Below are 13,359 nucleotides of genomic sequence, written 5' to 3'. Positions count from 1 at the left end.
CGAGGAATTCAATCCCGGACTCGCCATGGGCGAATTATCCTATTAGGATCTTGAAATGACAACGCCGGAATGACGACCCCGGAATGACAACACCGGCCGGTGGGGCCGGAGCTCAGCCGGCCGAGGTCCGGCGGGGCGAGGTCATGCGCTTCGTCTCGTCACCGCGGGGGTCGAAGGCCGGGGCCTCGTACGCGTGCGGGACCGTGACCAGGAAGGCGGCGCCGCGTGGCTGGTTCGGCCGGTAGCTGACGTCCAGGCCGCCCGCCTGAGCCAGCTGGCGCACCAGGTAGAGCCCGAGCCCGGTACCGCTGGTCCGCGTGGCGACACCACTCTCGGCACGGGCGAAACGGTCGAAAAGATGCTCGACGAACGCCTCGGGAACGCCCTCACCCTCGTCGGCGACCTTGATCTCGACGTGATCGCGCCGGTTGGCCACCGTCACCGTGACCGGCGGCTCGCCGTACTTGGCGGCGTTGGCCAGCAGGTTGCCCATGATCAGCTGGAGGTGCTTGGGGTCGGCGAAGCCGTAGATCTCGTCGGGCGCCACCACGGTGACCTGCTCGCCGGTCACGGCCGCGCGGACCAGGTGCGGCAGATCGACCCGTACCGGCCGGGCCACCAGCGCCCCCGCGTCGAGCTGGGCCAGGGTCAGGATGTCGGTGACGAGCTCGCTGGCGCTGTGCCCGGCCGCGGTCATCCGCCGTACGTCATGAAGCTTGGCCTTCGACGTCGACTCCTCCCAGTCGTCCAGCAGCAGCTCGCCGAGACCGATGATCCGGGTCAGGGGCTGGCGGACGTCGTGGCTCAACATCGCCATGACGTCGCCCAGGTGGGCGTTGACCTGCTGAAGTTGCTCGGCCCGCTCGGCCAGCTCGGCCCGGTCGGCGAGCCGGGCCCGTTCCAGGGCGCGGCGTTCGGTGGTGTCGATGATCTGCATGGCGAAGTACTGCGGCCGGCCCTCGGTGTCGCGCAGCAGGGCGCTGGTGACCGACGCGTCGATGATCCGGCCGTCCGCGTGGACGTACCGTTTCTCCAGGTCGAAGCCGTCGATGCGGCCGGACAGGCAGTCGCGGATGAACCCGGCGGCCCGGCCCACGTCGTCCGGGTGGGTGATGTCGTCGCTGCGCCGGCCGATCAGGTCCGCCTCGGACCGGCCGAACAGCTCGGCCGCGGCCGGGTTGACCCGCACGTAACGGCCCTCGGTGTCGGTCAAGGTCATGCCGATCCGGGAGCCGTCGAACACCTTACGGAACCGGTCCTCGCTGAGGCGCAGGTGCTGGCGGCTGCGCCGAACGCGGCCGGCCGCCAGCACCACCAGCAGGCCCACCACGGCGGCGCCGCCGAGACCGGCCCGGCCGGCGAGCTCGTTGCCGGTCAGCGTCGCGAACAGCACGTCCTCGGGGACGGTGGCCGACAGCCGCCACGGCGTGCCCTCGATCGGGGTCGACGAATAGCGCCACCACCGGCCACCGGCCTGATACCGGCCCTTGGTGTGCTGCCGCAGCGCCGCCGCCAGCGGCTCGTTCTTGCCGTCCAGCGTGGGCACCGCGCCGTCGAGCGTCCCGTTCGCGGCGACGATGCTGCCGTTGCCGTCGACCAGTTGCACCTCGGCGCCGCTGTAGGTCAGGGCGGTGGACAGATAACTCGACAGCGGGCTGTCGCGGATCTCCACGGCGCCGGAGAAGACCCGCCGCCCGGAGGTGGTCTGGTAGGGAACGGCGAACGCGACCACCGGCAGGCCGCGCACGACCGACGACACGACCGGCGAGACCGCGGCCCGGCCCTCGTGCAGGGCGGTCCACAGATGCCCGTACCGCGAGGCCAGATCCTTGCCGACGATCGTCGCGTCGTGCGGCACGACCTGCAGCGCCCGGCCCTTGGAATCGAGCAGGACGGCGGCCGGATAGCCGAAACCGGCGGTCGCCCGGGCGAAGTCGCGCTCGTCGACGACGGGATCGGACAGCGAGGCGCGGGCCTGCACGCGCTCGCGCTCCATGAGGTCCCCGGTGTAGCTGGTGACGAAGTCGCCGATCAGCCCGACCCGGAGGTTGAAGCGCTGCGCCACCGACTGCCGGCTGTCGTACTGCTGCCAGGACAGCACCGCGGTGCCCACCGCCACCAGCACCAGCCAGATCAGCAGCGGGACCAGCGCGGGTCTGATCCTGCGCACGAGCCTCACGGTGAATCATCGGCCGTCGCGGGCCGTCGCTGAGCGGTTAGCGCCGGTGAACCGCCAGCACCGCGATGTCGTCGGTCGGCTGGTCGGGGCCGATGCCGGCCATCACCTCGGAGCAGACCCGCTCGGGCGCGGCCGGGCGCACCACTTCGATCAGGGCGTCGACGCCGACGTCGATGATCCGGTCGCGGCGCTCGATCAACCCGTCGGTGTAGCACAGCATCAGGGCGCCCGGCGGCAGGTCGATCCGCGTGGTCCGCCGCGAACGCTCGCCGCCGACGCCCAGCGGGGCGTCGACCGGCATCTCGACCAGCCCCTTCTCGCCGTTCGGCAGGGCCAGCACCGGGCGCAGATGGCCCGCCGAGGACAGGTGCACCGCGGTGTGGTCGGGGGAGATGGTCGCGTACAGGGCCGTGGTGAGACTGCCGGCCTCGAAATGCCGGACCTTCCGGTCCAGCAGGGTGAGGACCTCGGCCGGATCGTCACTCATCAGGGTGTACGCCCGCAGCGCGCTCCGCACGCGGCCCATCACCACCGCCGAGGCGAGCCCGTGGCCGGCGACGTCGCCGATGACCAGCCCGAGCGGGCCCGACGGCAGGTGGAACACGTCGTACCAGTCGCCGCCCAGCCCGAACTCGTGACCGGGGACGTAGCGGGCGGCGAAGCTGAGCTCGGGCAGCTCGGGCAGCAGCGACGGCAGCAGGCTGCGCTGGAGGGCGAGCGCCGCCGCCTGGTCGAGTTTGCGGGCCCGGATCTGCCCGGCCGCGCCGGCCCGGTCGGCCGCCACCTCGAGCAGGCGGATGTCGTCCTCGGTGAAGTGCCGCGGCGAGCAGGTGCCGACGTGCAGCACCCCGATGACCTCGCCGGCGGCCAGCACCGGCACGCCGAGCAGCGACCGGATGCCCTTCTCGATCAGGACCGGGCTGGCCACGTCGTCAGCGGTCACATCGTGCAGCACCACCGGGTGGCGGCCCTGGGCGACGCGGCCCGCGAAGCCCTGGCCGACCGGGATCCGGACGCCCTGACGGATCTCCTGCTCGAGGCCCTTGGCGGCGGTGGCGACGAGCTGCCGCGCGTGCGAGTCGAGCAGCATGATGGCGGCGGTGTCGGCTTCGAGCAGATCGCGTACCCGCTCGAGAAGCTCGTCGAGAAGATCGGAGACCTCGAGCCGGGACAGGGCGGCGTCGGTGACCGCTTCCAGGCGGCGCAGCCGCTCGTCGTCACGCATCGCCCCCACGAGGCCACCCTAGTTGGAGGGACCCCACCGACGGGAGGCGGAAAGTGCGAACCTGGCCCACACGTGTTTGCCGCCGGCCGCCGGATACCAGCCGACGTCGAGCGCCAGCTTCTCGGTCAGCGGCAGCCCCAGCCCGCCCGACCTCCGCGGGCGCGCGGCGTCGACGGCCGGGCGTCCCCGGGGGTCCCGGTCGGCCACGTCGATGATCACCGCGTCCGGGGTCCGCAGCAGCGCGACGACGGCCCGCGACCGGGCGTGCCGCAGCGCGTTCGACGCCAACTCGGTCGCCACCACCAGCAGGGTGTCGTTCGCCGGCCCGGTGTCCACTTTGCGCATCTCGGCCCGCAGGATCCGTAACTCCACCGGCTCGTCGACCGTCCACCGCCCGACCTCGTCGGCGGCTACCGGCTGCGCCATCCGCCACCCCGTCATGGGCTTGTTCAGTGCCCCGCACGGCGTACCGCAAAGCATTTCGATCACAACCACCCTGGTCACGGCCGTCACATCACCCGACCGGGTGGTTGCGGCGGGCCACGTCCGTACGAGCGAACCCGGCACCCTCCCCTCTCGACCCGGCCGAATTGCTCCTTTTCGGGGGAAGCGCAGCTTGACAAAATGAGGTTTGATTGACGCGGCTCGACGCCTAGTCACGGGTGGTGGTTCCGGGTGGTGGTTCTGTGAGTTCCTGGATGCGGCGGCGCGATCACAACATCTTCTTCAACGGGTTCGCGTTCCTGCTGTGCGGTCTGCTCGCCGGAGTCGTCGTGGCGGCGGCCGCCTTCCCCGTCGTGGCCATGTCCGGGCTGGCCGCCAAGGCCGGCGGTGAGACGTTCGCCAGCCTGCCCGGCGAGCTCAAGGCGTTCAGCTCCCCCCAGATCACCCGGGTCTACGCGTCCGACAACAAGACCCAGCTGGCCCAGTTCTACGACGAGTTCCGCAGCGACGTACGCCTCAAGGACATCGCGAAGCCCATGCGCGACGCCATGGTCGCCGCCGAGGACCGCGAGTTCTACAACCACAACGGCGTCGATCTCAAAGGCGTGGCCCGGGCGCTGGTCAACAACAACAACGGCAAGTCCAAACAGGGCGCCTCGACGATCACCATGCAGTGGGTACGCATGTCGCTCGCCTACTCGGCGACCAGCCCGCAGGAGGTCGTCGACGCGACCGAGGACACGCCGAAACGCAAGGTCACCGAGATGAAGTACGCCATGCAGGTCGAGAAGGAGCTGAGCAAGGACCAGATCCTCGAGCGCTACCTGAACATCGCGCCGTTCGGCAAGCAGACGTACGGGATCTTCGCGGCCAGCCAGGTCTACTTCAACAAGAAGCCGAAAGACCTCACCGTCGGGCAGGCGGCCCTGCTGGCGGCGGTCGTCAAGGCGCCGTCGGCGTTCGACCCGACCACCGCCGAGGGCTACAAGGCGATCAAGCAGCGCCGCGACGCGTACGTCATCCCCGGCATGGTCGAGCTGGGCGCGATCACCCAGGCCCAGGCCGACAAGGCGATCAAGGAGCCGATCCCGCGCAAGGTCAAGCCGATCGGCAACGGCTGCGTCTCGGTCTCCCGCAACGAGTGGGGCTTCTTCTGCGACTTCTTCTACCGGTGGTGGATGGAAAGGGAACAATTCGGAGCGACGCCGTACGATCGTGAGCGCCGCCTGAAGAGCGGCGGCTACCGCATCACGACGACGATCGACGTCAAGGCGCAGAGCCAGGCCCGCAAGCGGATCGCCGAGCTCATCTCCGAGAAGGACACGAACGCGCTCCTGCTGGCGGCGGTCCAGCCCGGCACGGGCAAGGTCCGGCTGCTGGCGGCGAACCGCCGGTTCAAGCTGGACGAGTCGAAGAACTCCATGTCCTCCGACCCGGCGAAACGCAAACGCGGCATCCGGGGCAGCTACCCGAACACGACGAACCCGCTGCTCACCGGCGGCGGCGACATCACCGGCTACCAGGCCGGCTCGGTCATGAAGATGTTCACGATGGTGGCGGCGCTGGAAAAGGGAGTGCCCCTCGCCTACCAGATCAAGACGGAGAAGCAGTACCGCTCGAACTACATCATCAGCTCGCGCAGCGAATCGGCGTGCGACGGCACCCACTTCTGGTGCCCGCAGAACGCCGGCGGAGGCGGCGAAGGCGTCTTCAACATGTGGTCGGCCTTCGGCAAGTCGATCAACACGTACTTCGTACCGCTGGAAGAACAGATCGGCGCCGAACGCGTGGTCGACGCGGCGAAACGCTTCGGCATCAAATTCCGGGCGCCGAGCGACGCCAAACTGGCCTCACCGGGCTACTCCCACCAGTGGGGAGCGTTCACCCTGGGCGTCTCGGCGACCACCCCGCTGGACATGGCGAACGCGTACGCGACGCTGGCCGGCGACGGCATGTACTGCGAACCCACACCGATCGAGCAGATCGTCACCAAGGACGGCCAGAAACTCGACATCGGCAAACCCCAGTGCAAGCGGGCGACCAGCCCGGACGTGGCCCGGGCGGCCCTGGACGCGACGCGCTGCCCGGTCGGCGACTCGGCCCGCCTGGGCAGCTGCGAGGGCGCAACGGCCCCGCAGACCCACGACGTGGTGGATCATCCGGTCTTCGGCAAGACGGGAACAACGGACCGCGACCGCACGGCATCCCTGATCGCGGGCACGACCTCACTGGTGGTGGCGGGGTACCTGGTCAACCCGGACTACCAGGCCCACCGCGACCGGATGCGGCACGCCCAGGTGAACCCGGCGGTGTACCGCACGCTGGGGGACTACATGCAGGGCAAGCCGTCCGTGCAGTTCAAGAAACCGGAGAACCGAAAGATCGCGTACGGCGACCAGCGCCGCATCCCGGACGTCACATGCGACTCGCTGGGCGACGCGATGGACCGGCTCAGCGATGCGGGCTTCCGGGTGTATGTCGGGGGGGACGTGGACTCTAAGTGCCCACCGGGGACTGTCGCGGGGACGGCGCCCAGCGGGCGCACCATCAAGGGCGGGATCGTGACGATCCAGACCAGCAATGGCAAGGACGTGCCGAAACCTGCGCTTCCTGGGTTCCCGCCGATTCTTACGCCGCCTCGGCCTGGGGAGTGAGACGCGTCTTTCCTGCTTTTTGCTTTCTTGCTTTCTTGCGCTGGGACGGCCGAGGGGAGGGGGTGCCACAAAAGAGCCGTCAAGCTTGATGCTCTTTTGTGGCACCCCCTCCCCTCGGCCTTGCATGGGAGTAGGTAACTGCCAGGTGGTGGGTTGCTGACTGCTGGGCGCGGGGAGAGGTTTGCGGTCACCTTGCGGTGCGGTGGTGGGTGGGGTTCGCTGCCGCGCTGGGGTCGGGGGTGGGATTCGGTCACGCGGGCCTGCTTGGTGGTGGGTTGCGCGGCAATTCCAGGCCGGTTGCGCGGGCTTGGTGGGCAGGTCCAAGAAAAGGGTTGCGTGGGTCAGGTGATGTTTTCGGGTGTGGGAGTGGTCCGGCGATAGGGGGGATCGCGGGACGGGCGACATTCGACGATCGGTCCGTACCGTCGGGGTTGGTCATCGGCTGTTGGTGAGCTTCGCCGTGGCTTCTGGCGCCGCTGATAGGCGGGAGCCGGCTCAGCTGTCGTCGACCACGCCACCGGTGACGCACGGTGGCGGGGTGGCGGAGGTGCCGCTCACAATTTGCCGACCGTCCAGTACCAGTGACACTGGAGCGCGCAGTTCTGAACGCATCAGCGACGGCACTTTGAAACCGGGCAAGATAGACCCTTCATCGGGCATCTCGGTCGCCTTGACGCGCGCATGAACTGTCCGCAAGTGCGCTAGCTGCACAGCTAGGGTATTCAGTAGGGCGTCGTCGACTCTGTACGAAGCCGTTCCGAAGACAACCATCCGGCGGCTGCGCGATGGCGACGATGCTCGATTCTTGGCACTCGCTGACGAGCGGGAGCCAACGGAGTGGGTCCGCGCGGAGCTGGCATCATCCGCGCCTTTCGTCATCAAAGGAGATTGGATCTGTGGCATACGAATGGGTCGGGCCCGTAGTCACGGGAATCGTGGGTGTCGCCGGTATTGCGGGGACGATCACCGCAGCTCGCATCAGTAGTCGCGTTCAGAGGGAGGCGGCACAGTCCGCCGCTCAACAATCGATCAGACAGGCGCGCCAGATCCTCTACGCCAGGTATCTGCAGGCCGTCGACGATATGCAGGACGCACGCAGGCATGGCGAAGAAGCCGTACTCGCCGCCTCAGGAAAGATGTATTCGCTCGTCCCGGAAATAGCGGTTGTTTCTGGCGGATTCATCGCGACGGAAGCTCAAGAGCTGATGACGTGCCTCCTTGCGCTGGACGCCATACCCGACGATCAGGAGGCTTTCAGAATGCTGGACGAAGCCAATACCAGAATTTCTCGAATCGCCTACCTGATGCACATAGACATTGCGGATACGTCCTTGCGCGGCATGTCGGAGCGGGTAGCGTACCTGAAGAATGCCGCGAAGAGGTTCGAGGTCGGCGGCGCCACTTGAAGATGTTGATCAGGGTTGTGAGGTGAAGATCGGTCTCGTTCCGGCCGGCCCTCGGCCGGTTGTGCCCGCGGGGCAGGCGATCGCGGGTGGGTAAGTGGACGTGTTCGTGGGTGGAAAGTCCGACGTGAGAGCGCCGCTGTGTAAGCCCGGCGCCGGATGGTTTCGGCTACGACGTGCTTTCTCGGGCGATTCGACATTCGCGCATCTTCACGACAAGGACACCCGCTATTCAGTTCTTGTACAGAATCAAATGTATTCGCGTCGTGATCCGTTTCGGTGGCAGTGGGGGAGAACGCTTCCTGCGTGGGCGCCGTGAATCGGGTTCATGCGATCGCCTATGCTTCGGCCGTCTAAGTGGCGAGGTGAAAGGTCTTTATCGGTGTCGCAGGTGAGTGCAGGGCGGCGGAAATGGCTTCCGATTTTGATCGGCACGGGCGTCATCGGTGTTCTCGGATGCGTGGGCGGAATCGCTTGGCTGGTCTACACGGCGATAGGTCTCGACCACCTCAGCGATGAAGAGATCCGCGACGGCCGCGCGTGTACCGCGGCCGTGCTGTCGGTCCAGGACACCGGATCCATCATCAACGACGACACGGTCTACGAGTTCGAGCTGCGGGTGCAGCCGTCGGACGGCGCCGGGTACGAGGCCACGGTCCGGGACTCGCTGAACTCTGTCGAGGCTGGTCGGGTCGGCGCCGGAACCACTGAGTTCCGGTGCGTCATCGACCGGAACGACGCTTCCCGTGTCGAGGTGTTCTGGTCCTGAGCGCTAGGTGCGGCGCAGGACTGAGACGACCTTGCCGAGGATCACCGCGTGGTCGCCGTTGATGTTGGCGTAGGACGGGTTTCGGGGTTCGAGGATCACGTGGCCCGCGCGGCGGCGGTAGACCTTGACGGTGGCCTCGTCGTCGATCATGGCGGCTACGATGTCGCCGTTGTAGGCCTCCTGCTGTTGCTTCACGATCACCAGGTCGCCGTCGCAGATGGCGGCGTCGATCATCGAGTCGCCTCGGACGCGGAGGCCGAACAAGGTGCCGCGGCCCACCAGGTCGCGGGGGAGCGGCAGCACCTCGTCGGAAGTCTGCTCGGCCAGGATGGGGGTGCCGGCGGCGATGTCGCCCAGCACCGGCACGCCCACCGTGGTCGGCTCGCTTCGCTGGTGCGGCACCGGCTGCAGGAACATGCGGACGTCGACCGGGCGGGTCGAGCGGCCGCGGCGCAGGAAACCGTACTCCTCCAGGACGCGCAGGTGGCGGCTGACCGTCGAGGTCGAGGCCACGCCGATCGCGTCGGCGATCTCGCGTGTCGAGGGGGAGTAGCCGTGCCGCAGCGCCCACTTCTGGATCACGGAGAGGATCTGGCGTTGCCGCTCGTTCAATGTCGACGTGTCGAGAGCCTCATCCGGTAGCACCCTGTGATCTTGCCTTATCGTCGCCGGGGCCGCGAGGCGGCTCGCCGGGTACCGGGTAGCGGCGCCGGATCCAGGCCTGCTGGGCCAGGCCGAACAGGTTCTGCGTCACCCAGTAGACGATCACCCCGATCGGGAAGATGGCGCCGGAGACCAGCAGGGAGGCCGGTACGCCGTACAGCATGAGCCGTTGAATCAGCCCGTCGCCCTGGACGGCCTGGCGGGTGGACAGGTAGGTCGTGACGATCATGACAGCGATCAGGGCCGCCGTGACCAGCTGGACGGTGAGGCCGGGCGCGCCGAGATGGTGGCTGAAGGTGGCGGCGATGGGCGCGCCGAGCAGCTCGGCGTGCGCGGCGCTGTCGAACTGGGTCTGCGTCCAGCCGTACAGTGTGGCCGTCGTCGACCCCGGCCTGATGTGGCGCAGCACGTGCAGGAGGCCGATGAAGACCGGGAACTGGATCAGCAGGGGCAGGAAACCGGCGAACGGGTTGACCTTCTCGGACCGGTAGAGGTCGGCCACGGCGGCCGGATCGTTCCCCAGCTCCCTGATCCGCGGTTGCAGGGCCTGCAGGGCGCGCTGCGACTTCACCTGCCGCACGGCGAGCGGCAGCAGGAACAGGCGGATGGTCAGGACGAGAAAGACGATGCCCAGAACCCACGGCCAGTCGGGGCTGGACAGCACGCGCTCCCACAGCGCGTGCCAGAACAAGAGCACGGCGGAGATCGCCGAATAGACGGCGGACATGAAGAACTCCTCGAGGGACGACCGGACAGGGTGGAAATCACCGAGCGGCCGTGCGACTCACACGGCCGGGAGCGGCCGTGTCGGTCCTCGAGGGCGGGTACGACCCGGAGCGTCGGGGTCGCGATGGCGGGGCAGGATGCGGGCGGCGCGCTGCCGCAACACCCCGGGCGTGACCAGCGGCTCGCCCACCGGCGAGCGGTGGGTGGCGGCGGCGACGCCCGCCAGCACGGCGACCAGCAGCGCGCCGACGACCAGACCGGCCGGGCCGACGTCGGTCAGCGCGCCGATCAGGTGCCACAGGGCCACCGACCAGATCACGGGGACCACGCTAGCTCGGCGGCGCAACACCCCACTACCGGTTAGCCGGTAGTGGGGAGTCGGGCTGGCCGCGATGTGCGGAACGGTCGCGGTGCCGAGGATGTTCACATGATGCTGGTCAACACGGCCGGTCGCGAGCTGCGCGGCCGACAGCGGGAGCAGCACGAGCTCGACCGCGTGCTGCGGGAGGTGCGGGACGGGCGCAGCCGGGCGCTGGTGCTACGAGGCGAGGCGGGCACGGGCAAGACGGCACTGCTGAAATACCTGGACGGCGAGGCGGAACGCGACGGCGACGTCCGTGTGCTGCGGACCGCCGGGGTCGAGTCGGAGTCGGAGATCGCCTACTCGGCGCTGCAACGGCTGTGCGCGCCGCTGATCGGCGAGCTCGACCGGCTCCCGGAGCCGCAGCGGGCGGCGCTGCGCGTGGCCTTCGGACTGAGCGTGGGGGAGACGCCGGAGCTGCTGGTTCTCGGCATGGCGACGCTGGGGCTGCTCAGCGCCCACGGCCGGCCGGTGGTCGCCCTGGTCGACGACGTGCAGTGGCTCGACCGGCTGTCCGGGCTCATCCTGGCCTTCGTGGCCCGGCGGCTGACCACGGAGCCGGTGGCGCTGGTCTTCGGCGCTCGCGACCCGGCCCCGGAGCCGATCCTCACCGACCTGCCCGAGATCAAGGTCGGCGGGCTGTCCGAGACCGAGGCCGGGGCGCTGCTGGACTCCGTGCTGACCGGGCCGGTCGACGCCCGCGTCCGTGACCGGATCCTGGCCGAGACGCGCGGCAACCCGCTGGCCCTGCTGGAACTGACCAGGGGTCTGTCGGCGGCGGAGCTGGCCTTCGGCTTCGGTGGCGGCGGCGCGGCGCCGCTGGAGGGCCGGGTCGAGGCGGATTTCCGCCGCCGGATCGCGGCCCTGCCCGCGGCGGCCCGGATGGCGCTGGTCACGGCGGCGGTGGAGCCGGTCGGCGACGTGCTGCTGCTGCGCCGCGCCCTGGACCGGCTCGGTCTCTCCCCGGAGGCGGCGGCGCCGGCCGAGGTCGACGGGCTGGTCGAGATCGGTACGGCCGTACGGTTCGCGCATCCGCTGGTCCGCTCGGCGGCCTGGCGGTCGGCCGACGCGGCCGCGCTGCGCGAGGTGCACCGTGCCCTGGCCGAGGCGACCGACGGCGACCGCGACCCGGACCGCCGGGCCTGGCACCGGGCGCACGCCACGGCCGGGCCGGACCAGGAGGTGGCGGCCGAGCTGGAACGGTCGGCGGGCCGGGCCCTGGCGCGCGGCGGACGGTCGGCGGCCGCGGCCTTCCTGGAACGGGCGGCCGAGCTGACCCGCGACCAGCGGCGGCGGGGTGGGCTGCTGGTCGACGCGGCCGTGACGAGGGCGCACGCCGGCTCGTACGCCCAGGTGCCGGACCTGCTGGCGGCGGCGGAGATCGGCCCGCTGAGCGACCTCGACCGGGCCCGCGTGGAACGGCTGCGGGCGCAGGTGGCGTTCGCGGTCACCCACGGCCGCGAGTCCGGCTCGGCGTTGCTGGCGGCCGCGATCCGCCTGCGCGACCTGGACCCGGTGGCCGCCCGTGACACATTCCTGTCCGCGATCGGCGCGGCCCTCTACGCGGGCCGGCGCGGCCTCGACGACCTGCGCCGAGCCGCCCGCGCCGCCCGCGATGCCGGTGATGCCCGCAACGCCCGCGCCGCTCGTGATGCCCACGACGCCGGCGCCGCCCGCGATGCGCGCGTCGGCGCCGGCGATCTGCTGGGCGCCGGGTCGGCCCGTCTCGACGCGGTTCGCGCCGAGCTCGACGGGCCGAGCTTTCGTGATCTGCTGCTGGCCGGGCTGACGGCGTGGGTTCTCGACGGGCGGGAGGAAGCCCTGCCGCTGCTGGCGCGGGCTCTCGACGCGATGACCGAGCCCGACGACCTGAGCCTGATCTGGCTGGCCTCGCCGGTCGCGCACGAGCTGCACCGGATGGACCTTGCCCACCGGATGAGCGAGCGGGCCGTCGCCTTCGCCCGCGACACCGGTGCGCTCTCGCTCCTGCCGACCGCGCTCGCCCTGCAAGCCCGGAGCCTGATGGACGCCGGTCGCTTCGCCGACGCCGAGCGGCTTCTCGACGAGCTCGAGGCGGCCGTCCGGCACACCGGCGGCGCGGTGACGCAGCCGACCGGCCTGGTGCTGGCCGCCTACCGGGGACATGAACGGGCCGCGCTCGACCTCATCGAGGCACAGCTGCGGGACGCGGACGCTGGGGACGACGGCCGTCGCCACACGATGGCCACGTACGCCAAAGCCGTGCTCTACAACGGACTCGGCGACCACCGGGCCGCGCTGGCGGCCGCCCGGGAGAGCGCCGGCCACCCCGACCTCGGGCTGCACCAGTGGCCGCTGGCCGAACTGGTCGAGGCGGCCGTCCACGCCGGCGACCAGGCGGCCGCGGCCTCGGCCCGCGCGGCGTTGCGGGAGCGGACGGCGGCCGTCGACACCCCGTGGTCGCGGGGCATGCGGGCGCTCGCGGACGGCCTCACCGACGGCGACGAGCAGAGTTTCCGGGTCGCGGTCGAGGAACTGTCGGAGCCGGCGACCGCGCTGGAGGGCCACCGGGCCCGCCTGCTGTTCGGCGAATGGCTGCGCCGGGCCGGCCGCCGGGCCGAGGCCCGGCGGCACCTGCGGACGGCGTACGAGGCCTTCACCGCGATGGGCGCCGCCGGCTTCGCCGAGCGGGCCTGCCGCGAACTGGCCGCCTGCGGCGGAGCCACCATCGTCCGGAAGGTGGCCGACCCCCGTACCGCCGAGAACCTCACCCCGCAGGAGTCGGCGATCGCCGGCCAGGCCGTGCGTGGCCGCACCAACGTCGAGATCGCGGGTTCGCTGTTCCTCAGCCCGCGCACCGTCGAATGGCACCTGCGCAAGATCTACGCGAAGCTCGGCATCGCGTCGCGGCGCGAGCTGACATCCGCGCTGGGCTGAGGCCGAGCGGGGCTGAGGC

General features: G+C 70.1%; 10 protein-coding genes. 4 read left to right on the top strand and 6 right to left on the bottom strand.

The window, feature by feature from the left end:
* Positions 1–112: 112 nt before the first annotated feature.
* The 3 genes from ACGFJ7_RS18985 to ACGFJ7_RS18975 are packed head-to-tail and all read right to left on the bottom strand — an operon-like array spanning position 113 to position 3,830.
* The gene (locus ACGFJ7_RS18985) at positions 113–2,170 is read right to left on the bottom strand and encodes a PAS domain S-box protein (protein WP_392642856.1); all 2,058 of its coding nucleotides are present in this window, start codon (positions 2,168–2,170) and stop codon (positions 113–115) included.
* A gap of 46 nt (positions 2,171–2,216) precedes the next feature.
* Complete coding sequence (locus ACGFJ7_RS18980; RefSeq protein WP_360251641.1) at positions 2,217–3,404, bottom strand: GAF domain-containing SpoIIE family protein phosphatase; 1,188 nt, start codon at positions 3,402–3,404, stop codon at positions 2,217–2,219.
* An 18-nt stretch (positions 3,405–3,422) separates the two neighbouring features.
* Entirely contained in the window at positions 3,423–3,830 is a 408-nt protein-coding gene (locus tag ACGFJ7_RS18975) for an ATP-binding protein (RefSeq protein ID WP_392642855.1), read from the bottom strand.
* A 272-nt stretch (positions 3,831–4,102) separates the two neighbouring features.
* Between ACGFJ7_RS18975 and ACGFJ7_RS18970 the strand changes: the two genes are divergently transcribed.
* The 3 genes from ACGFJ7_RS18970 (at position 4,103) to ACGFJ7_RS18960 (ending at position 8,674) form a co-directional block, all read left to right on the top strand.
* On the top strand, positions 4,103–6,502 hold the full coding sequence (locus tag ACGFJ7_RS18970) for a transglycosylase domain-containing protein (protein WP_392643172.1): 2,400 nt from the start codon (positions 4,103–4,105) through the stop codon (positions 6,500–6,502).
* Positions 6,503–7,398: 896 nt separating this feature from the next.
* Positions 7,399–7,908 (top strand): hypothetical protein, encoded by a 510-nt coding sequence (locus ACGFJ7_RS18965; protein ID WP_360250637.1) that lies wholly within the window; start codon positions 7,399–7,401, stop codon positions 7,906–7,908.
* A gap of 457 nt (positions 7,909–8,365) precedes the next feature.
* Positions 8,366–8,674: a hypothetical protein gene (locus tag ACGFJ7_RS18960; protein WP_360250634.1), complete on the top strand. Its 309-nt coding sequence runs from the start codon at positions 8,366–8,368 to the stop codon at positions 8,672–8,674.
* Positions 8,675–8,677: 3 nt separating this feature from the next.
* Here ACGFJ7_RS18960 and lexA read toward each other — a convergent pair whose 3' ends face one another.
* From lexA to ACGFJ7_RS18945, 3 genes are read right to left on the bottom strand one after another with little or no spacing between them, the layout of a single operon-like run.
* Positions 8,678–9,337 (bottom strand): transcriptional repressor LexA, encoded by a 660-nt coding sequence (lexA, locus tag ACGFJ7_RS18955; RefSeq protein WP_392643170.1) that lies wholly within the window; start codon positions 9,335–9,337, stop codon positions 8,678–8,680.
* Positions 9,306–10,064: a membrane protein insertase YidC gene (gene yidC / locus ACGFJ7_RS18950; protein WP_392642854.1), complete on the bottom strand. Its 759-nt coding sequence runs from the start codon at positions 10,062–10,064 to the stop codon at positions 9,306–9,308. The genes lexA and yidC overlap by 32 nt, the downstream gene beginning before the upstream one ends.
* A gap of 57 nt (positions 10,065–10,121) precedes the next feature.
* Positions 10,122–10,382 carry a DUF6412 domain-containing protein gene (locus tag ACGFJ7_RS18945; protein ID WP_360250625.1) on the bottom strand — a complete coding sequence of 87 codons (261 nt, stop codon included), beginning with the start codon at positions 10,380–10,382 and terminating at the stop codon, positions 10,122–10,124.
* Between the two features lie 108 nt (positions 10,383–10,490).
* Here ACGFJ7_RS18945 and ACGFJ7_RS18940 point away from each other — a divergent pair, with 108 nt between their 5' ends.
* Positions 10,491–13,340, top strand: coding sequence for an AAA family ATPase (locus ACGFJ7_RS18940; protein ID WP_392642853.1), 2,850 nt, complete (start codon positions 10,491–10,493; stop codon positions 13,338–13,340).
* Positions 13,341–13,359 lie beyond the last annotated feature (19 nt).

The sequence above is a fragment of the Actinoplanes sp. NPDC048988 genome (genome assembly GCF_043197815.1).
In the GTDB taxonomy this organism is placed as follows: domain Bacteria; phylum Actinomycetota; class Actinomycetes; order Mycobacteriales; family Micromonosporaceae; genus Actinoplanes.
Note: the sequence above shows the minus strand (reverse complement) of the source record. Positions and strands in the feature narration are given on the sequence as shown.

Coding starts and splice junctions, on each gene's coding strand:
- ACGFJ7_RS18980 (WP_360251641.1), bottom strand. CDS start 3,404: ATGCGTGACGACGAGCGGCTGCGCCGCCTGGAAGCGGTCACCGACGCC.
- ACGFJ7_RS18975 (WP_392642855.1), bottom strand. CDS start 3,830: ATGGCGCAGCCGGTAGCCGCCGACGAGGTCGGGCGGTGGACGGTCGAC.
- ACGFJ7_RS18970 (WP_392643172.1), top strand. CDS start 4,103: ATGCGGCGGCGCGATCACAACATCTTCTTCAACGGGTTCGCGTTCCTG.
- yidC (WP_392642854.1), bottom strand. CDS start 10,064: ATGTCCGCCGTCTATTCGGCGATCTCCGCCGTGCTCTTGTTCTGGCAC.
- ACGFJ7_RS18940 (WP_392642853.1), top strand. CDS start 10,491: ATGATGCTGGTCAACACGGCCGGTCGCGAGCTGCGCGGCCGACAGCGG.